This is a genomic window from Microbacterium alkaliflavum (assembly GCF_044325405.1).
GTDB lineage: Bacteria > Actinomycetota > Actinomycetes > Actinomycetales > Microbacteriaceae > Microbacterium > Microbacterium alkaliflavum.
Genome location: NZ_JBIQWL010000004.1, coordinates 149,572 through 169,361 on the forward strand (window position 1 = coordinate 149,572; position 19,790 = coordinate 169,361).

Annotated in this window: 20 protein-coding genes; 11 read left to right on the forward strand and 9 right to left on the reverse strand. The window is 71.3% G+C overall.

Going from position 1 to position 19,790, the window contains the following annotated elements:
• The first annotated feature begins 1 nt into the window (after position 1).
• From ACH3VR_RS12570 to ACH3VR_RS12590, 5 genes are all read left to right on the forward strand, one after another.
• Entirely contained in the window at positions 2-940 is a 939-nt protein-coding gene (locus tag ACH3VR_RS12570; protein ID WP_397556979.1) for a fumarylacetoacetate hydrolase family protein, read from the forward strand.
• 51 nt (positions 941-991) lie between these two features.
• Positions 992-1,909 (forward strand): oxidoreductase, encoded by a 918-nt coding sequence (locus ACH3VR_RS12575; RefSeq protein WP_397556653.1) that lies wholly within the window; start codon positions 992-994, stop codon positions 1,907-1,909.
• Positions 1,910-2,069: 160 nt separating this feature from the next.
• Positions 2,070-3,551, forward strand: coding sequence for an MDR family MFS transporter (locus ACH3VR_RS12580; protein ID WP_397556654.1), 1,482 nt, complete (start codon positions 2,070-2,072; stop codon positions 3,549-3,551).
• Between the two features lie 17 nt (positions 3,552-3,568).
• On the forward strand, positions 3,569-5,164 hold the full coding sequence (locus ACH3VR_RS12585) for a GMC oxidoreductase (RefSeq protein ID WP_397556655.1): 1,596 nt from the start codon (positions 3,569-3,571) through the stop codon (positions 5,162-5,164).
• Between the two features lie 211 nt (positions 5,165-5,375).
• Positions 5,376-6,107 carry a hypothetical protein gene (locus tag ACH3VR_RS12590; RefSeq protein ID WP_397556656.1) on the forward strand — a complete coding sequence of 244 codons (732 nt, stop codon included), beginning with the start codon at positions 5,376-5,378 and terminating at the stop codon, positions 6,105-6,107.
• A 49-nt stretch (positions 6,108-6,156) separates the two neighbouring features.
• Here ACH3VR_RS12590 and ACH3VR_RS12595 read toward each other — a convergent pair whose 3' ends face one another.
• From ACH3VR_RS12595 to ACH3VR_RS12620, 6 genes are read right to left on the reverse strand one after another with little or no spacing between them, the layout of a single operon-like run.
• Positions 6,157-7,329: an alpha/beta hydrolase family protein gene (locus ACH3VR_RS12595; protein WP_397556980.1), complete on the reverse strand. Its 1,173-nt coding sequence runs from the start codon at positions 7,327-7,329 to the stop codon at positions 6,157-6,159.
• Between the two features lie 15 nt (positions 7,330-7,344).
• Entirely contained in the window at positions 7,345-8,145 is an 801-nt protein-coding gene (locus ACH3VR_RS12600; protein WP_397556657.1) for an SDR family NAD(P)-dependent oxidoreductase, read from the reverse strand.
• Positions 8,142-8,576 carry a VOC family protein gene (locus ACH3VR_RS12605; protein ID WP_397556658.1) on the reverse strand — a complete coding sequence of 145 codons (435 nt, stop codon included), beginning with the start codon at positions 8,574-8,576 and terminating at the stop codon, positions 8,142-8,144. The genes ACH3VR_RS12600 and ACH3VR_RS12605 overlap by 4 nt, the downstream gene beginning before the upstream one ends.
• Positions 8,573-9,157 (reverse strand): cupin domain-containing protein, encoded by a 585-nt coding sequence (locus ACH3VR_RS12610; protein ID WP_397556659.1) that lies wholly within the window; start codon positions 9,155-9,157, stop codon positions 8,573-8,575. The genes ACH3VR_RS12605 and ACH3VR_RS12610 overlap by 4 nt, the downstream gene beginning before the upstream one ends.
• Positions 9,154-10,359 carry an FAD-dependent oxidoreductase gene (locus tag ACH3VR_RS12615; protein WP_397556981.1) on the reverse strand — a complete coding sequence of 402 codons (1,206 nt, stop codon included), beginning with the start codon at positions 10,357-10,359 and terminating at the stop codon, positions 9,154-9,156. The genes ACH3VR_RS12610 and ACH3VR_RS12615 overlap by 4 nt, the downstream gene beginning before the upstream one ends.
• Before the next feature lie 40 nt (positions 10,360-10,399).
• The gene (locus ACH3VR_RS12620; RefSeq protein ID WP_397556660.1) at positions 10,400-11,314 is read right to left on the reverse strand and encodes a LysR family transcriptional regulator; all 915 of its coding nucleotides are present in this window, start codon (positions 11,312-11,314) and stop codon (positions 10,400-10,402) included.
• 106 nt (positions 11,315-11,420) lie between these two features.
• On the opposite strand from ACH3VR_RS12620, the gene ACH3VR_RS12625 reads away from it, so the two are divergent.
• Genes ACH3VR_RS12625 through ACH3VR_RS12635 form a run of 3 tightly spaced genes read left to right on the forward strand, consistent with a single transcriptional unit; the run spans position 11,421 to position 13,852 of the window.
• Complete coding sequence (locus tag ACH3VR_RS12625) at positions 11,421-12,356, forward strand: VOC family protein (RefSeq protein ID WP_397556661.1); 936 nt, start codon at positions 11,421-11,423, stop codon at positions 12,354-12,356.
• 43 nt (positions 12,357-12,399) lie between these two features.
• Entirely contained in the window at positions 12,400-12,918 is a 519-nt protein-coding gene (locus tag ACH3VR_RS12630) for an RpiB/LacA/LacB family sugar-phosphate isomerase (RefSeq protein WP_397556662.1), read from the forward strand.
• Between the two features lie 19 nt (positions 12,919-12,937).
• Positions 12,938-13,852 (forward strand): NADP-dependent oxidoreductase, encoded by a 915-nt coding sequence (locus ACH3VR_RS12635; RefSeq protein WP_397556663.1) that lies wholly within the window; start codon positions 12,938-12,940, stop codon positions 13,850-13,852.
• A 166-nt stretch (positions 13,853-14,018) separates the two neighbouring features.
• Here the strand turns inward: ACH3VR_RS12635 and ACH3VR_RS12640 are convergent, their stop codons facing one another.
• A complete protein-coding gene (locus ACH3VR_RS12640) occupies positions 14,019-15,395 on the reverse strand; it encodes an NADP-dependent succinic semialdehyde dehydrogenase (RefSeq protein ID WP_397556664.1) in 1,377 nt (458 codons plus the stop codon).
• Positions 15,396-15,543: 148 nt separating this feature from the next.
• Here ACH3VR_RS12640 and ACH3VR_RS12645 point away from each other — a divergent pair, with 148 nt between their 5' ends.
• From ACH3VR_RS12645 to ACH3VR_RS12655, 3 genes are read left to right on the forward strand one after another with little or no spacing between them, the layout of a single operon-like run.
• A complete protein-coding gene (locus ACH3VR_RS12645) occupies positions 15,544-16,242 on the forward strand; it encodes a GntR family transcriptional regulator (RefSeq protein WP_397556665.1) in 699 nt (232 codons plus the stop codon).
• On the forward strand, positions 16,242-17,249 hold the full coding sequence (locus ACH3VR_RS12650) for an ornithine cyclodeaminase family protein (protein ID WP_397556666.1): 1,008 nt from the start codon (positions 16,242-16,244) through the stop codon (positions 17,247-17,249). The genes ACH3VR_RS12645 and ACH3VR_RS12650 overlap by 1 nt, the downstream gene beginning before the upstream one ends.
• Positions 17,250-17,274: 25 nt before the next feature.
• Positions 17,275-18,294, forward strand: coding sequence for a dihydrodipicolinate synthase family protein (locus ACH3VR_RS12655; protein WP_397556667.1), 1,020 nt, complete (start codon positions 17,275-17,277; stop codon positions 18,292-18,294).
• A 3-nt stretch (positions 18,295-18,297) separates the two neighbouring features.
• Here the strand turns inward: ACH3VR_RS12655 and ACH3VR_RS12660 are convergent, their stop codons facing one another.
• Positions 18,298-19,230, reverse strand: a complete 933-nt coding sequence (locus ACH3VR_RS12660; RefSeq protein WP_397556668.1) for a TIGR03621 family F420-dependent LLM class oxidoreductase — start codon at positions 19,228-19,230, stop codon at positions 18,298-18,300.
• Complete coding sequence (locus ACH3VR_RS12665; protein WP_397556669.1) at positions 19,230-19,757, reverse strand: VOC family protein; 528 nt, start codon at positions 19,755-19,757, stop codon at positions 19,230-19,232. The genes ACH3VR_RS12660 and ACH3VR_RS12665 overlap by 1 nt, the downstream gene beginning before the upstream one ends.
• Between the last annotated feature and the right edge of the window lie 33 nt (positions 19,758-19,790).

A 19,790-nucleotide genomic window follows, 5' to 3' on the forward strand; every position in this document is an offset into this window, starting at 1 on the left:
GGTGGCGGTCCCCGAGCCTGTCGAGGGGTTCCTCGTCGATGACCGGGTCGTCCCGTTCCCCGACGGCAAGACCGTCGCCGACATCCTCGCGGGGGGCCTGGATGCCGCGCACGCGGCTTTCGCCCGCGTGCGGGATGACGAAGGCACTCCGCTCGCCGAGGTGCGCCTGCTCGCGCCCGTCGTGCCGGCGACCGTCCGCGACTTCGTGGCGTTCGAAGAGCACGTCGAGGGCGTCAGCGCGGGCGTCGAGGGCAAGAGCCATGTCGCAGCCGAGTGGTACCAGGCGCCGACCTTCTACTTCACGAACCCGCACACGATCCTCGGTCCGGGCGACGCGGTGAGCCCGCCCGTCACGCAGCGGCTCGACTTCGAGCTCGAGATCGCGGTCGTCCTGGGCGGCGACCCCGGCACCAGCCTGACCGCCGAGGAGGCGGCATCCCGGATCTTCGGCTACACGATCATGAACGACTGGTCGGCGCGCGATCTGCAGGCCCGCGAGATGAAGGTGCGCCTGGGGCCCGCCAAGGGCAAGGACTTCGGCACGAGCCTCGGCCCGTGGATCGTCACGGCCGACGAGCTCGAACAGTACCTCGACGCCGACGGATTCCTCGCGATCCGGGCCGAGGTGCTCGTCAACGGGGAGCTCGTGGGTGAGGACCTCGTGTCGAACATGGGCTGGCCGTTCCCCGAACTCGTCGCGTACGCCTCGCGCAATGCCAAGGTCGTGCCCGGTGACGTGCTCGGCAGCGGCACGGTCGGCAACGGGGGATGCCTCGGCGAGCTGTGGGGACGAGGGTCGACGATCCCCGCCCTGCGCGAAGGCGACGAGGTTCGCATGACGGTCGAGGGCATCGGCGAGCTCGTCGGCACAGTCGGCCCCAGCGTCGAGGCGCCGCCCATCCCTCCCGCGCGACCGCGCACCCGCGCCCGGCAGCGCTGACTTCCCGCAGGCGCCTCCGTGCGGGAGGCTTTCTCCCGACGGAGGAGGAACATGGCCTACACGCGGGATTCGATCCCCGACCTGAGCGGCCGCGTCGCCGTGGTGACCGGAGCCAACGGCGGACTCGGTCTCGAGACGGCCGAGGCGCTTGCGGCGAAGGGCGCACACGTCGTGATGGCCGTCCGCGACCAGGACAAAGCCGCAGCGGCGGTCGGGCGCATCCGCGCGACAGCGCCGGATGCGTCCCTCGAGCTCGTCGAGCTCGACCTCGGCTCGCAGGCATCCACGAAACGCGCGGCGCGCGACATCGCGGCGCGGCATCCATCGATCGACATCCTCGTGAACAATGCGGGCGTCATGGCCTCGCCGGAGGGGCGCACGATCGACGGCTTCGAGACGCAGATGGGAATCGACCACCTGGGGCACTGGACGTTCACGGCACTCCTTCTCCCGTCCCTGCTCTCCGCGCCCGCGGCTCGTGTCGTCACCGTGACCTCCACGGCGCACCACTTCGGACGCTCGATCGACCCGCGCAAGCCCTACCCGCCCGGCCGGTACCAGGCGTGGATCGCCTACGGCACGGCGAAACTCGCGAACTACCACTTCGGGCTCGGTCTGCACGATCGGCTCCGCACGGCGGGCTCGCGGGCTCAAAGCCTCATCGCCCATCCCGGCCTCTCGCACAGCGACCTCCAGCTGCGCACCGTGCGCGAGGGCGGGGGCGGCCCGCTCGCACCGTTCTTCGCGCGCGCCGCCTCGTCGACGGGCATGCCGCCCGCGGACGGCGCCATGCCGCAGATACGCGCCGCGACCGATCCCGCCGCGAAGGGCGGCGAGCTCTACGGGCCCCGCTTCGTCAACAACGGGCGTCCGGTGGCCCTGGCCGTCCTCCGGCCGGGGCGACGGCGCGCCATCGCGAGGCTCTGGGAGTTCTCGGAGCGCGAGACGGGGATCGCGCTCGACATCTGAGGACCCCGGCACGCTTTGGTTGATTTATGACCAAAGATGGCGTAGAATCGACGGTGATGTCGGGGTGCCGTGAAGGCACCCGTTCCCTGCGGCGCGGCCGCCCAGGGGCACACCCCGTCGCGTCGATCACCCGGTCGTACGGGTCATTCCACGTATGAGCATGTCGCCCTGGAGACTCCGTCTTCTCATCATCTCGCTGCTGACGGTCTCGATCCTCGGAGCGCTCGACCACACGATCGTCTCGACGTCGCTCGCGACGGTCGCGGGCGAGCTCGGTGCCCTCGAGCACATGAGCTGGGTCGTCGTCGGCTACACGCTGGCGAGCACCGTGCTCCTCCCCGTCATCGGCAAGCTCGGGGACGCCATCGGTCCGCGCCGCGTCTTCCTCGCCTCGCTCGTCCTGTTCCTCGTCGCGTCGCTCGCGTGCGGGTTCGCACAGGACATGCCGCAGCTCATCGCGGGCCGCGTCGTGCAGGGCATGAGCTCGGCGGGCATCCAGCTGATGTCGCAGACCATCGTCGCCGAGGTCACGACGCCGCGCGAGCGCCCGCGATTCATGGCGATCATCGGCGCCGCCTTCCCGATCGCGATCCTCGTCGGGCCGGTCCTCGGCGGCCTCATCACCGATTACTGGGGCTGGCAGTGGGTGTTCTGGATCAACCTGCCCTTCGGCGTCGTCGCCCTCGCGCTCGCGATGGTCGCGATCCCCGCCCTGCCCGGCTTCGGGCGCCAGCGGTTCGATGTGGCGGGCACGATCCTCTTCACGATCGCGATGGTCGCGCTCGTGCTCGCCGTGACGTGGGTGGGCGACGCTGATCTGGCCGTGGCATCCATCGTCCTGTTCGCCATCGCGGCGATCGCGTTCACCGCGTTCTTCCTCGTCGAGCTGCGGGCGACCGAGCCCCTCGTGCCGTTGCGCCTCTTCGCGAACCGCACCGTCGCGGCCGGCACCGCCCTGTCGGCGATCATCGGCATCGGCCTCTTCGCGATCACGGCGTACCTGCCGACGTATGTGCAGATGGCCTACCGCACGAGCGCGACGGTGTCGGGCCTCATCCCCATCGCGACGGTGTTCGGGATGCTGGTGTCGAACCTCCTCTCCGGGTGGCTCGTGAGCCGCACCGGCCACTACCGCGTGTACCCGATCGCCGGCACGGCGCTCGGCGCCGCGGGGCTCCTCGCGATGTCGCTCCTGCCCGTCGGCGCGCCGCTGTGGGTGCCGATGATCCTCATGGCCGTCGTCGGCATCGGCACGGGAGGCTTCATGAGCCTCGTCGTCGCCGTCGTGCAGAGCGCCGTGCCTCGCCGCGACATGGGATCGATGACGGCGGGAGTCAACCTCGTCCGCCAGATCGGCTCGACCGTCGCGACAGCCGTGATCGGCGGAGTCATCGGCTTCGGGGTCGCGGCGCTGCTGCCCGGATCGCTGGATGCCTCGACCCTCACGCCGCAGCTCGTGCACGCGGCATCCCCCGAGGTGCAGTCCCAGGTCGCGGCCATCTACTCGCAGGTCTTCGCACCCGTCTTCCTGGCGCTCGCCGTCGTCTACGCCCTCGGCATCGTCGCGGCCGTCCTGCTCCCCGCGGGACGCCTCTCAGACGAGCACGAGCCCGTCCCCAGCTCCCAACCCGTCACCGCGTGACCAGAAGAGGTACTTCCATGTCGCACACCCCCACCGTCGCCATCGTCGGCTCCGGGCCGATCGGCTCCGCCTACGCCCGGGTCATCCTGCAGTCCGACCCGGACGTCCGCGTCGTCATGTTCGAGGCCGGTCCGCAGCTCACCGCCATCCCCGGCGAGAGCGTGCGCAACATCGCCGACCCCGGCGAGAAGGCCCGCGCGCGAGAGATGTCGCAGGGCCCGCAGGCCGGCGCCTTCCGCGAGAGCCTCGGCATCCCCTCCAGTGTCGTCGTCGAGGGCATGTTCACGGCGCGGCAGGGCACGCACCTCCTCGACTTCGGCGGTGAGGGCTCGGCGCACGCGCCGACCTTCCCCGCCGCGGCGGCCGCGACGAACGTCGGCGGGCAGGGCGCGCACTGGACGTGCGCGATCCCGCGCCCGGCCTTCAGCGAGAAGGTCGACTTCATCGACGACGCCGAGTGGGAGGACCTCGTCTCGACGGCGGAGGGACTCCTGCACCAGCAGAGCGCGGCGTTCTCCGACTCGCCGATCGGCACCGCGATCCGCTCGCTGCTGAACGACGAGTTCGGCGCCGAGCTGCCCGCCGGCTACGGCGTGGGCACCCTGCCCGTCGCGGGCGACCCGCAGCCCGACGGCTCGATGGTGTGGGCCGGCGCGAACACCGTCCTGGGGCCGCTCATCGAGGCGGGCACGCCCGAGTCGGCGCGGTTCGAGCTGCGCGACCTCACCCTCGTCCGACGCGTCGAGACCGAGGACGGTCACGCGACCGGTGTCACGATCGAAGACCTGCGCACGAAGGAGCTCTCGTTCTTCCCCGCCGACGCGGTCGTCGTGGCCGCCGACGCCTTCCGCTCTCCGCAGCTGCTCTGGGCCTCCGGCATCCGTCCCCGCGCCCTCGGTCGCTACCTCACGGAGCACCACGTCGTCATCACGACGGTCGCCCTCGACGAGCAGCGCATGCGCCCGCTCGTCTCCGACGACGAGTTCGAGGGCGAGCTCGCGCGGCGCGCGCAGAACGCCGCCGACCCTGTCGCGGCGGTCAACCGCATCCCCTTCTCGGAGCCCGACCACCCGTTCTCGCTCCAGGTCATGTACGCCGAGAACCCCCCGTTCGCGCTCGACCCGTCGCACCCCGCCGCCGGCAACCGCTGGGGATACGTCAACATGGGCTACGGCGTGCGCAAGCACCCGCGCGTCGAAGACGGCGTCGCGTTCGACGACGACGAGCTCGACTACCGCGGCTTCCCGAACATGACGATCGACTACGCGCTGACGGATGCCGAGCAGCCCGAGCTCGACGAGGCCCACGTGCGCGTGCGCCGCGCGGGCGAGGCCCTCGGCACGTTCGTGGCCGAGCCGCGGCTCATGCCGAACGGGTCGAGCCTGCACTACATGGGCACAATGCGGATGGGCGCCGCCGACGACGGCACGTCGGTCGCCGACCCGTGGTCGCACGTGTGGGGCTTCGACAACCTCCTCGTCGGAGGCAATGCACTCATCCCCACGGCGAACACGATGAACCCGACGCTCATGAGCGTCGCGATCGCCGTGCGCGGTGCGCGCCGAGTCGTCGAGGAGCTCTCGTCCGCACCGGTCGGGGAGGCCGTGCGCTGACCGTCGCCCTACGCTGACACGCGACTCCGCGCCCGAGCCCGACCCCCGCCCGACCCGACCCCGCGCCCGCGCCCGCGTCGCTGCTGTCCATAGCCCGTGCTCTCGCCGAACGCCCACGTTCTGACCTGCACGAAACACGGGCGCTCGATCAGAGCACGGGCTATGGATGGATCGATCCCGCAAGGCGTCTCCGCGTGTCACGATGCTCTGGATGAACGAAGACGCTCTCGCCGAGCTCCGCCGCCTGCGGGCACGGGCGTACGGGCCCGCGCCCGACATCCACGGCGACCCCGCGGCGCTTCGCCGACTCGAGGAGCTCGAGGCCCGCAACCGGCAGGTCGCGTCGGTGCCGGCCGACGAGGCTCCGGTGTCCGACGCGCCGCCGTCCGAGCCGGAGCCCGGGCCGGCGCTCGAGGAGCACGCGGAGCCCGCAGAGCCGTCGCGAGGATTCCGCAGGTGGATGCCGTGGCTCTGGCTCGCCTCGCTCGTCACCGTCGGCGTGCTCGCGGCGGCCTGGACGTTCGCGACGGCGATCGTGTGGTTCGCGCCTCTGCAGCGCGACGCCGCGATCGCTCAGGTGGCCGTGCTCACCGTGGACGAGGCCTTCGACGCCCCGGCGGTGTTCGGGAGCCCGGTTGCGGACCGCGTGGGCTTCCAGGACTTCGACGGCCTGACCGCCATGACGGCCGAGGGCGGGGTCATGGGCGCCGGCGCCGATGACACCTGCCTCGTCGTGGTTCCCACGGCCAGCATCGACACCGAGGCCGACATCTACAACGGCCCGATCTTCGTCGGCTGCAGCGCCGGTGCCTTCCCCGCGACGGTCGAGCTGCTCGTCACACACGATCAGCCCGAGGGCATCCGCGATCGGTTCCCCGCCGGAACCGCGCTGCAGTTCGTGCTCGACGGGGAACGCGTCGTGGTGTTCTCGGACGCGGGCTGAGCCGCGGCATCCCGGATCCGGTCATCCGGATCCGGGATGCCGGGCCCGATCAGCCGAGCTCGGCGAACGTCTCCGCGACCCAGTCGGCCGTCCACTGCGCGACGTACGGCATGTTGTCGATGCCGATGTGCTCGGCGCCGCCCTCCTCCTGCGTGAAGATGCGCAGCTCGCGCTTGGGCGAGGCCGTGGCGGCCTCGTACTCCTTGTGCGCGTACTCGACCGGGATCTGCCGGTCGCCGATGCCGTGCGTCACGAGGAACGGCACCGTGATGTTCTCGACGACGCCCTCGAGGCGCATGTCCTTGGTCTTCTCGATGAAGTCGTCCATGTCGCTCGCGCCGAACACCCAGTGCACGTGGTCCCAGTAATGCGGGACGGGGTTCTCGCCCTCGCGGCGGCGGCGGGCCTCCTGCACGGCGGCCCAGTCGTAGTTCGCGCCCCACGCGACGGCCAGGGCGATGCGCTTCTCGTACGCCGTCGCGCGTGGAACGTAGTAGCCGCCGAGCGACCAGCCGACGAGGCCGATCTTGTTCACATCGACGTTCAGGTCGGCGGCGTTCGCCTCGACCCAGTCGATGATCGACGCGGCCCACACCTCGGTGTCGTGGCGGGCGCGCAGGTCGCGCATGCGCAGCGCCTCGCCCGACCCGGGGTTGTCGATCATGAGCGCCGAGATGCCGTACTCGGCCAGAAGCTGGGGGAACCCGGAGGTGTACATCATCTCCTTCGTCGAGTCGAGGCCGTTCCACATCACGACGAGCGGACGCGGCCCGTCGCCCTCGGCGCGGAAGAAGTAGCCCGGGAGAGCCGAGCCCGCAGGCGCGTCGTCGCCGGCATACGGCACGTCGACGGTCGTGAGCGGCACACCGGCCAGCTCGACGTGCGTGAGGAGCAGGTCGATCGACTTCTGGTACGCGGCCTTGCGGCCCTCCCACTTGGGCGACTGCAGGCGCTCGGCCTGCGATGTGTACAGCGCCGCGCGGTAGTACTTCTCCGCGGCGCCGCGTCGCCACCCGCGCGCCTCGTCGGCCTCCGCCTCCGCGAGGATGCGGTCGGCGACGGCCTGCCACGAGCCGTAGAGCAGCTCGGTTCCGACGTCGTCTCCGTTGCGGGATGCCTCGAGCACGGGCCGCGAGGCCTTGTCGACGTCGTCGATGTAGCCGCCGTTGTTGAGCGAGGCGACGACCGCCATGCTCCAGACGTAGTTGGTGGGGAAGTACATGTACACGGGGATCTCCTAGGAGGTCTGAGGACGGACGGCGTCGGACAGGAACGTCGCGACGCCGGAGAGGAACTGGCCGCCGTCGACGCCGACCTCGGCGCCGGTGATGTAGGAGGCGGCGTCGGAGAGCAGGAACGCGACGAGGTTCGCGACCTCCTCGGGCTCGCCCCCGCGATGCAGGGGCGCGACGGCGAGGTTGGCGCCCTGGAAGGCGGCGGGCGCACTCGCGGTCATCTCGGTGCGGATGTAGCCGGGGTGGACGATGTTGACCCGGATGCCGCGGGGCCCGAGTTCGGTGACGCACGTGTGGGTGAGTCCGCGCAGCGCCCACTTGCTCGTGGTGTACGCGGCCGTGTAGTGACCGGTCAGCCCGGCCGCCGAGCCGATGTTGACGATCGACGACCCCGCGCCCATGAGGGGGAGGAGCGCCTGGATGCCGAGCATCGCACCCGTCACGTTGATCGCGAGGACGCGGTCCCACTCGGCGCGGTCGACGGCGCCGATCCGCACGCGGTGCGTGACGCCGGCGTTGTTGACGAGGCCCTTCACGGCGCGGCTGGCGAGCGACGCGACGAGCGACTCCCAGTCGGCCTCCTGGGTCACGTCGAGGCGGCGGTAGGTCACAGATCCCGCGAGGCCGGCGGCGGCATCCCGCAGCTCCGGCGCGTCCTCGTGCACGTCGGCGGCGACGACGTCGGCGCCCTGCCGCGCGAGCAGCAGCGCCTCCTGCGCGCCCTGCCCGCCCGCGGCACCCGTCACGACGAAGAGATTCCCCGCGACGCCCGGAAGGGTCAGCTCGCCGCCCGGGATGTTCACGGCGTCACCGGGGTTCCGGGCGGACCCGGGCGGTCGAGCATCTCGATGAAGTTGCCCTCGGGGTCGGCGACGAACGCCATCCGGACGCCCGAGACCGGCGATTCGCCGGGCGGCATGATCGACGACGCACCCGCTGCGAGGAGCCGCTCGTAGAGGGCGTCGACGTCGTCGACGCGCAGGCAGATGTGCCCGTAGCCCTGCGTCAGCACGTGCGCGGGCGCGCTCGTCGCGAGCGGTCCATGCTGCGAGCCGGGGCGGTTCAGCAGCTCGAGCGCCCACTTGTGCTCGGGGTCGACGAGGAACACGACCCGCAGGCCGACCGCCGGGATGCCGCCGGGCTCGAGCTGTTCGAGCCCCAGCGCGGCCCCGTACCACTCGGCCTGCGCGTCGAGGTCGGCGACCGAGAGCCCGACGTGGTCGAGGGCGGTCATGATGCCTCGCGGGCGGCTGCGCCGTCGCGCGGCCCGTGCGTCATGAGCCCGTCGCGCACGTCCTCGGGGAGCACGTCGAGCACGTCGGCGCCGAACTCGCCCCCGACCAGCACGAAGGCGACCCGGGCGATCGCGTCGCCGCGGTTCGCCCACGCGTGGTCGGTGCCGCGCTGGACCACGATGTCGCCCGCGCGGGCGGTCACTTCGCTGTCGTCGAGGATGAGCGTGATCTCGCCCTCGAGCACGATGCCGTAGTCGATGGACTCCGTGCGGTGGACGGGAGACTGCAGGCCGCGGCCGTCGAGGTGGCCGGGGAGGAACTCGTTGATGCGGATGCGCGTGCCGCGCGTCGGCGGCGGGACGGTGATCGAGCCCGCCGTGGGATCCTCGACGCCCGCGCCGATCACGGCGGGGGCGGAGGACGTGACCCAGACCTCGTGGAACGCGACGCCGTCGTCGGGCAGTTCGCGGGTGACGGGCACGGGTCCGTCGCTCACGACGACCGACGTCCCGACGGCGTCGTGGCCGGTGACGATGCGGCGCGGGACGCGGAACCCCTCGACAGGCTCGGGGACCGTCATGCTGCGGGCACCAGCGCCATGAGCGCACCGCCCATGACGCGGCCGGGATCGGCATCCGGAGATCCCGGGTTCTGCTCCCACTTCGCCAGCAGGAGGGAGGCATCCACCACTCCCTTGATGCGGGGGAGGCGGCGGGCGTAGAACTCGGCGAGCTGGGCCTCGAGGTCGCCGTCCTGCGTCACGTGCTCGGCGAAGAGCAGCGCGTCCTCGACGCACTGCGCCGCACCCTGCGCGATGAGCGGCGGCACGGCGTGCACCGCCTCGCCGAGCGCCACGACGCGACCATGATGCCACGGGCCCTCGACGAAGATCCACTCGATCTCCTGGAAGTTCAGGAACGTGTTCTCGTCGATCGAGTCGCGCAGGTAGTCGAAGGGGCCGTGGAAGTTCTCCATCAGCCGCTTGGCCTCCTGCCAGCCCTCGAGCCCGTTGTCGGGGCGCTGCGGGCGGCACAGCACGAAGATGTAGCACTGGGTGTCGCTCACGGGGGTGTAGCCGACCTTGTATGCGCCGCCATCGTCTTCGAACGGGTAGGCGATGCCGCCCGTCATCTCCGGCAGGCGCGAGGTGACGGCACGCCAGATGCCGAGGCCGCTCGGAGCGCGGTCCTCCGTGATGCCGAGCTTGGGGCGCGTCTGCGACTTGATGCCCTCCGCCACGACGATGACGTCCCAGCTCTCGGTCGTGCCGTCCGAAAGCACCGACGTCGCCGTGTCGCCGTTGTTCTCGAACGACGTGAGCTCCAGGCCGAGCCGGATCTCCACCCCGAGATCCTCCGCCTTCTTCACGAGGATCTCGTGCAGGTCGGGACGCAGCGCGCCGATCGTGGCGGGCAGGTCGTCGCCGCCCGTGCGAGGCGTCGGCATCTCCGCCATGACGCGGCCGTCGGCGAAGTACAGGGTGACGGCGTTCTCGGCCTGGCCGACCGCGAGCACGTCGTCGATGACGCCGATCTCCTTGAACACGCGCAGGGCATTGCCCTGGATCGTGAGGCCGTGGCCGACACGGGCCCATGCGGGCGCCTTGTCGACGAGGGTGACCTCGACGCCACGCTGCGCGAGCGCGATCGCCGTCGTCAGGCCGGTGAACCCACCGCCGACGATGAGTGCATTCCGAACGGACATCGTTGTCTCCTGCTTCCCGGACGCGTCGGAGGTGGGGACGCGTCGTCGTCCTCGTCCGACGTTAGGCGGGCGCGGGATCCCTCACCAGTCGCCCTCGGCGATGCCTGCTATCGCGACATCAGGCGGGAAGAGCGCCGCCCGCGACCCATCCGGCGGCCAGATCGCGCAGCCACGCGTGCCCCGCATCGTGCTCATGCGCGGGATGCCACCAGAGGCGCTGGATCAGCTCGACGACGGGGAACGGCGTCGGCACCGCGACCGTCCCGGTCACCTCGGCATTGCGCTCGACGAGACGCCGCGGGACGAGGCCGATCAGCCGCGTGCCGCCGACGATGAGGGGGATCGACAGGAGCGTCGAGGTCGTCACCCGCACGCGCGGCCGCAGGTCGAGCTCGTGCAGCCGCCGCTCCACGGGCGTCAGATGAGCGCGCCCGAAGTCGCACCGGATGAAGGGGCTCTCGAGGAAGTCGTCGATCGAGATCGTGCCGCCCGCGACGACGGGGTTGGCGCGATCGGCGATGACCACGTATTCGTCGCGGAACAGCTCCATGCTCTCGACCTGGATGCCGATCCCCGGCGCCGTGACGACGAAATCGTGCGCGAGCAGGTCGTGCTCGGCATCCGTCGGCGCGACGGGAAGGCGGAGGAAGTCGATCCGGAGGCCCGGGGCGAGGGACTCGGCCTGCGCGAAGAGAGGTCGCAGCTCGATGGCGGCGTAGTCCGAGAGCTGGATGCCGAAGGTACGGCGCGTCGTCGCGGGGTCGAAGGGCTCCTCCTGGCCGAGCGCCTGCGCGACCAGCGGCAGCGTCCGCTGCACCTGGGGCAGGATCTGCCGTGCGAGCGGCGTCAGCTCGTAGTCCCGGCCGACGCGCACGAGGAGCTCGTCCTGGAAGACCGCGCGCAGCCGCGCGAACGACGCCGACATCGTCGACTGGCCGACGCCGATCCGCTCGCCGGCGCGGGTCACGTTGGCCTCCTCGAGGAGCGCCCGCAGCGCGACGAGCAGATTCAGATCGGTGTCGCCGCTCGCCACAGATGCATGGTATCCGTCCAGGCCATGGCGACTGCGTGGATGATCGCCCTACCCTCGGGATGGCGTCACCCGTGTGCGCCCTCTTGATCCTCACGAAAGGTCGACGATGACTGAGCGGCTCGTCTCCCACCTGCGCTACGCCGCGCTCGCGGTACCGAACTTCGAGCAGGAGCGGGACTTCTTCGTCAAGCACTGGGGACTCACGGAGGTCCACGCCGAGGACGGCGTCAGCTACCTCGCGGCCGAGGGGTCGACCGAGCCCTTCATCCTCCGCCTGCGCAAGGACGACAAGCGCATCGACCTCGCCGGCTTCGCGGTCCGCAGCCGCGCCGACGTCGACGCGCTCGCCGCCAAGCTGCACGCCGAGGGCGTGCAGTTCATCCACGAGCCGCAGGAGCTCACGGGCTTCAGCGGCGGCTACGGCTTCCGCGTGTTCGACGGCGACGGCCGAGCGCTCGAGTTCTCGACGGGCTACTCCACGCGCGAGGCGCGCAAGATCCGCGAGCGCGAGCCGATCCCGGCGAAGCTCTCGCACATGGTCTTCAACTCGCAGAACCTCAACCAGACCGCGAAGTGGTACGTCGACCACCTCGACTTCACGATCTCGGACTCGCTCGTGCGCCCCGACGGCACCGACATGATGCACTTCCTGCGGTGCAACCCGAACCACCACTCGATCGCGGTCGCGATGGGCCCGCACCATTCGCTGCACCACCTCTCGTTCGAGATGCGGGGCATCGAGGAGTGGATGCGCGGCGCCGGCAAGATCCTGCGCTCGGGCGCCCGCATGATCTGGGGCCCCGGGCGGCACAACGCCGGCGACAACACGTTCGCCTACTTCCTCGACCCGGCCGGCAACACGATCGAGTACACGACCGAGCTGTCGATGGTCGACGACGACACGTGGGTCGCCCACAAGCACGACATCAGCCAGCTGTCGACGCAGGATCAGTGGGGCACCGCGCAGGAGATGAGCGAGCTCGTCGCCCGCGAGTCGTTCAACGACATCGACAAGGGCCTGTTCGTCGCGCCCCCGGTGTGACCGGACCACGAGAACCAGGATCCGCGACAGAGAGGTCAGGAGCATGACACGCATCCACTTCGCCGCCGACCACGGCGGCTACGAGCTGGGCCGGGCACTGCAGACCCGTGCGACCGCCGCAGGCTTCGACGTCGTCTGGCACGGCGCCGACGAGCTCGATCCGGGCGACGACTATCCCGTCTTCGCGATCCGGGTCGCCAGGTCGGTCGTCGAGGACCAGGATGCCGCGATCGACGCCTTCGGAGTGCTCGTCGTCGACGAGGCCCAGGCGGGCGCCGTCGCGGCCAACAAGGTCAACGGTGCGCGGGCCATCACGAGCGATTCGCCGCGCGGCGCGGCACACGCACGCGCCGTCGTCGACGCGAACGTCCTCGTCATCGACGGCATCTCGTACGAGGAATCGGCGTGGCTCAAGGTGAGCGCCTTCGTGACCTCGCCCATGGAGGCGACGGTCGAACGCGGCCGGCAGATCCTCCAGATCGAGGAGTACGAGAACGCCGGCACGATCGAGGGCTGGGCCGTGCAGCTCGAGCCCGAGCAGATCCTCCGCACCCACGAGTGACCCTGATCGAGGAGAGCGCATGAGCCGCGCAGTCCGGTACGACCGCACAGGAGCGCCGGACGTCCTCTACGTCGCCGACGTCGAGGACGTGGCGCCCGGGCGGGGTCAGGTCGCCGTGCGCGTGCATGCTGCGGCGCTGAACCCCTTCGACGGCAAGCTCCGCTCGGGCTTCATCCCGTCGGGGCCGCCGTTCCCGCGCAGCGTCGGCGCCGATCTCGCCGGCACCGTCGAAGCGGTCGGCGAGGGCGCCGCGTACTGGGACGGCACTCCCGTCGTCGTCGGCGACGAAGTGCTCGGGCGAGCCGCCGGCGCGGTCGCGGAGCGCGTCCTCGCGTCCGACGCCGAGCTGGCCCGGCGGCCCGAGGCGGTGCCCGTCGAGGTGGCGGGCGGCCTGTGGGTCGCCGGCCTCACGGCGGTGTCGTGCCTCGCGACGGTGCCCGTCGGCGAGGACGACACCGTCCTGGTCGGAGGCGCGGCGGGAGGCGTCGGGATCGTCGCGGCCCAGCTCGCAGCCGAGGCGGGCGCCCGGGTGATCGGCACGGCCGGCGAGCGCAACCACGAGCTGCTGCGGTCGCTCGGCATCGAGCCGGTCGCCTACGGGCCCGGCCTCGCCGACCGCGTGCGCGCGCTCGGTGCCGTCACGGCCGTCATGGACTGCCACGGCCGCGACGCGCTCGACGCCGGTGTGGAGCTCGGCGTGCCCGTGGACCGGATGGTCGCGATCGCCGCCTACGCGGCGCTCGCCGAGCTGGGCGTGCACAACGTCGAGCGCGAGGCCCGCACGGCCGAGAACCTCGCGGGGCTCGCCGACCGCATCGCGGCGGGCTCCCTCGTGCTGCCCGTCGCGGCGACCTTCCCGCTCGACGACGTCGTCGCGGCGTTCACCGCCCTCGAGTCCCCGCACCCTCCCGGCAAGATCGTCGTCCTGCCCTGACGCGCCGTCCCCCTGACGCGCCGTCCCCCTGACGCGCCGTCCCCCTGACGCGCCGTCCCCCTGACGCGCCGTCACCTTTCGGCGAACCAGGGGATTCTCGTCGAACCCGACGGCATCGCCCTGCGGTTCGCCGAGAATCCCCTGGTTCGGCGATGGCCCGGGCCGGTCAGCCCTTCCAGACCGTCTGCAGGTTGCAGAACTCGCGGATGCCGGCTGCCGCCAGCTCGCGGCCCACGCCCGAGTCCTTCACGCCGCCGAAAGGCAGCTCCGGGTAGGACGCCGTCATGCCGTTGATGAAGACCGCACCCGCGTCGAGGTTGCGGACGAACCAGTCCTCCTCCTCGGGGTCGGTCGTCCACACCGCCGAGCTGAGGCCGAACGTCGTGCCGTTGGCGACGCGCACGGCCTCCTCGCGGTCGGCGACGCGGTACACGGTCGCGACGGGACCGAACGCCTCCTCGAGGTGCAGCCGCATCTCGGGGGTCACACCGCCGAGGACGGTGGGCTCATAGAACCAGCCCTCGCGGTCGGGCACGTAGCCGCCCGTCAGCGCGTGCGCGCCCTTGGCGACGGCATCCGCCACCTGCCCCTCGAGCTCGTCGCGACCGGACTCCGTGGCGAGCGGCCCGACATCGGTCGACTCGTCGAGCGGGTCGCCGACCTTGAGCGCCGCGACGCGCTCCGCGAACAGGCGCGTGAACTCGTCGTAGACGTCGGTGTGCACGATGAAGCGCTTGGCGGCGATGCACGACTGACCGTTGTTCTGGTTGCGCGCCGTCACGGCGACCGTCGCAGCCTTGTCGACGTCGGCGCTGGACATCACGACGAACGGGTCGGAGCCGCCGAGTTCGAGCACGACGTGCTTGACCTCGGAGCCCGCGATCGCCGCGAGCGAGCGGCCCGCGGGCTCGGAGCCCGTGAGGGTCGCGGCTTTGACGCGCGGGTCGCGCAGGACGGCCTCGACACGGGATGCCGGGATCAGCAGGGTGTGGAACGCGCCCTCGGGGAAGCCCGCGCGCTCGAACAGCGTGTCGAGGTAGAGCGCGGCCTGGGGCACGTTGGAGGCGTGCTTGAGCAGGCCCGTGTTGCCGGCCATGAGGGCGGGGCCCGCGAAGCGCAGCACCTGCCAGAGCGGGTAGTTCCACGGCATGACGGCGAGCACGACGCCGATCGGGGCGTAGCGGGTGCCCGCGGCGCTCGCGCCGACGACCGACGGATCCGCGAGCTGCTCCGGGGCGAGCAGGCTCTCGGCGTTGTCGGCGTAGTAGCGCAGACCCTTCGCGCACTTGAGCACCTCGGCGCGCGCCCCCTTGATCGGCCGGCCCATCTCGATCGTGATGAGGCGGGCGAGCTCCTCGACGTCGTCCTCGAGGAGCTGGGCAGCCGCGCGCATCCACTCGGCACGCTGCGCGAACGATGTCGCGCGCAGGGTGTGGAAGGCCTCATGCGCCGAGGCGATGCGGCGGTCGACCTCCTCCTCGCTGTGCGCCTCGAACTCCTGCTCGGTCTGCCCTGTGAAGGGATTGATCGTCGCGATGGCCATGCGGGGCCTCCTCTTCGAGTGAGCGCGTTCGGGTGGGGGACGACGCGAGCGTACGTCGCGCGACCGGACCGCGTCCATCGTCCTCGACGATAGCTCCCATGGCGGGACGGGACTGGATGACCGATTGGATATTGGATATTCCTTACTCATGGCCCAGATCAGTCCGCGCCGCATGACCGACGAAGTCATGCGAATCCTGCGCGATCGCATCGTCGGCGGCGAGCTGCCCGCCGGCAGTCGAGTCGACGTCGCGACGCTCGCGGCCGAGCTCGGCATCAGCCGCACGCCCGTCCGCGAGGCGATCCTGCAGCTCGAGACGGCGGGCCTCGTCGTGCGCCAGCCCTACCGCGGCACCGTCGTCGCGGGCGTCGACGTGAGCCGGCTCGAAGAGGTCACGGCACTGCGCATCGACCTCGAGGGGCGGGCCGCCGCGCTCGGCGTGCCGCGCCTCTCGGATGCCGCCGTCGAGCGCATGGCCGGCATCCTCGACGAGCTCGAGGCACGGCATGCCGACGCCGACTTCTCGCTCGGCGTGTTCAACGAGCTCAACCGCGCGTTCCACGCGGTGCTCTACGGGGCGGCCGACAGCCCCACGATGCTGCGGCTCATCGAGCTCCTCGGGGCCGAGGCCGACCGCATCCGACTGCACTTCGACGTGCGGGGCCCCTTCGCCGAGGAGCACCACCGCGAGATCCTCGACGCGTGCCGCCGCCGCGACGCGGCCGCAGCGTCCCAGGCCACCCGCAGTCATCTGCTCGAGTCGTACTTCGCGATGCGCGGCGAACGGGTCGTGCGTGACGGCATCCTCGCCGACGTTCTGCGCGAGCAGGGGATCGAGGTGTCGTGATGACCGACGGCAGCTTCCTGGCCCAGCCCCCGACGCTGTTCCTCACTGACGACGACGTCGCCGCGCTCGCCGACTGGGACGGCGCGATCGCCGCGCTGCGCGAGGCCTACTCGCGGCCCGACGATTCCCGCCGCACGCCGGAGCGGACCGTCGCCGTGACCGACGCCGGGTGGCAGCGGGTCATGCCCTCGGCCCCCGCGGGCGGACGCTTCGGCGGGTCGAAGACGATCGCCGCCTCGATCCGCAACGGGCTCGCGAGCTACCTCATCACCCTCTTCGACCAGAACGACTCGCGGCTCGCGGCGCTCATCGACGGCAACCGGATCACGGGGATCCGCACGGCCGCGACGGCCGCGGCCGCGCTCACCGCTCTCCTGCCCGATCGGCCGCTCACGGCGGCCGTGGTCGGCAGCGGGTTCGAGGCGCGCGCACAGCTGCGCGCCGCCGCCCGAGTCGCGCGTCTGGAGAGCGCGCGCGTCACGAGCCCCACCGAGGCGAACCGCGAGCGGTTCGCCACCGAGCTGTCGGCCGAGCTCGGCATCCCGATCACCGCCGTCGCGAGCGGAGCGGATGCCGTCACCGGCGCCGACCTCGTCCTGTGCGCCGCGCGCTCGCGCGACGAGACGCCCACCGTCCTGGCCGGCTGGGTGAAGGAGGATGCGACGATCGTCTCGGTCGGATCGACCACGCCGTCGCAGCGCGAGCTCGATCCCGCGCTCGTCGGTCGTGCGGCGTTCGTCGTCGCCGACGCCCTCGCCGAGGTGCTCCACGACAGCGGTGACATGATCGCCGCCCGCGAGGCGGGCTTCGACCCCGACGCCGTCACGGTGTCGCTCCACGACCTGCTGAGCCGGCAGGTCTCGCGCCCGAAGCGCGGCATCGCCGTCTACAAGTCCACCGGCAGCGGCTTCCAGGACATCGTGCTGGCCGAGCAGCTGTACCACCGGGCCGTCGCGCAGGGGCGCGGAACGCCGCTGCCCGTCGGCATCCTCACCATCCGCAAGTAAGCCACCTCGAGGAAGAGAGCCGGACATGGCCGGATACACGAAGTCCGAAGCCCGGGACTGGGCGAGGGAGCGGCTCGTCGGAGCCGTCAACTGCACGATCCCGTCGTTCACGCACGACCTGACGCGGCTCAACGAGCGCGGCATCCGACACGACATCCGGCTGGCCAAGGAGCACGGCTTCGTCGGCTCGCTGGGCGTCAGCGAGATCAGCATCACGCTGCCCGAGTATCTCGACTTCCTCGAGATCGCGAAGGATGAGGCGAAGGACGACCTGGTGATCGTGCACCACGCGAGCTGGAGCAGCCTCGAGCAGAACATCGAGGCCGTCAAGGGGGCGGAGGCCCGCGGCGCCGAGCTCGTCCTGCTGTCGTACCCGCCCAACTTCTACCCGGAGTCGGAGCAGGAGGTCTACGACTACACGAAGGCCGTCTGCGACGCGACGAACCTCGCCGTGATCCTCTTCCCCATGTTCCTGTGGGGCTTCAGCACCCGCATCCACCCCTCCGACATCCCGGCGCGCCTCATCCGGCGGATGCTCGACGACATCCCGAACATCGCCGTCATCAAGGCCGAGGGCGGGTTCCCGTCCATCATGGGCATCATCGAGTGCCAGCGCCTGTTCGGCGACGAGGTCGTCATCTCGTGCCCGATCGAAGGCGAGCTGCTGCCGCTCGGCCAGCTCTTCCCCATCCAGCTGTCGGCGACGAGCGACCACGAATTCTGGGGGCCGACGATCCCCGAGGCGATGCGCCTGCTGCGCGAGGAGAAGTTCCAGGAGGTCACCGACCTGTACTGGCGGATGCACCCCGCACGCAAGGCCAAGTCGGCCGTCTCGATGCAGCTCAACGGCGGCAACTTCATCAACCGCCAGCTGTGGAAGTTCCAGGGCTGGCTGCGCGGCTACAACGGCGGTCCGCTGCGGCTGCCCACGCAGCGCATCCACGACCCTCAGATGAACCAGCTGCGCAAGGGCCTCCTCGACGCGGGCTTCGAGCCGAGCATGGACCCGTTCCGCGAGTTCTTCGCCGGCCGCAACCCTGCCTGAGCGTCAGCGGAGCGCCTCGATCACAGGAGCCAGCGCCTCCAGCTGCCCCATCGGGATCATGACATAGCCGATGCCGAACGACTCCTCGAGCCGGCTGAGGCTGTCCGCCATCGCGGCGGTCGAGCCGGCGAGCACCATCGGCGAGTCGGCGAGCGCCTCGACGCCGAATCTGCGCGCCAGCATCGACAGGAGGAACTGGTCGCCCGTCGCGGCGGCCGCGCGCACGGCCTCCTCGGCGGAGCGCGCCGTCGGGACCACTCCGGCGAGCGGAAGCTGCAGCTCGCGGTCCGCGCCGGGCGGCGTGCTCTCACGGACCCACGCGACGCGCTCCGCGAGCGCGGCCTCGCCGGGGTCGGGCGACTTCGGCATGTTGATGCTGACGATGTCGGCCTCGCGGGCCGCGAGTGCGAGCATCCTCGGGCCCACGCCGCCGATCATGATCGGCGGGTGCGGGGCCTGCGCCGGTGCCGGTTCGCCCGGCATGTCGCGGATGCGGAAGAACTCGCCCTCGAACGAGAACGCCGGCTCCGCCAGCACGCCCTTGACCACCTGCACGTACTCGGCGAAGCGCCGCACACGGGGCCCGATCGGGTCGAACCGCAGGCCCGCCATGTCGTACTCCGGCTCGTTCCAGCCGGCTCCGAGCCCGAGCTCGAGCCGCCCGTCGCTGAGCACGTCGAGCGAGGCCGCATCGCGAGCGAGGACGGCGGGATGCCGCAGATCCTGGTTGATGACGGCCGTGCCGAGGCGCACCCGCTCTGTCGTCGTCGCCGCGGCGGCGAGCGCCGGGATCGGCGTGAACCACGACGCGTGCCGCCCCGCGAGCTCCAGGTGGTCGGAGCAGAGCACGACGTCGTACCCGAGGTCTTCGGCGCGCTGCACCGCGGTGAGATGGCTCGCACGCGTCGGTGCGCCGACGACGACGCCGAAGCGCATCAGCCGCCCGGTCCCGGACGCAGCGGCTCGGAGCCGTCCCACCCGATCGACGACGACCGGATCAGCGCGTAGAACGCCTCGAGCTGCGGCGTGCGGCCGAGGATCTCGATGTGATGCCCGAGGCGGCTGCGGGCGTCGTGCCAGCGCGCGGAGACGGGACCCGACGCCCCGGTGTGGAAGACGGGAAGTCCCTCGGCCTCGAGGAGGGCGCTGTCGGCGAGCAGGTCGTCGGCCAGCCATCCGACGTGGCCGACACGCGGCGCCGGGCGGCCGATCGTCTCGGCGAGCTCGGGCGGCGTCGAGGAGTGCACGACCGTCAGCTCGACGATGATCTCGCCCCACTGGCCGAAGGCCGAGGTGTGGTCGTACTCGGCGGGCCGGCCCTCGAACGTGCACGTGTCGAAGTGGAGATTCGGGATGAGGAAGAACGGGCCGGCGCCGAGGGTCGACACGGCCCACTCGACGGCGTCGTCGATGTCCGTCACGACGTACCCGACGTGCGTGATCTTCCGTTGGGGGAGGGTCATCGCAGCGGAGCCCTCCTGAAGATGCGGTCGCTC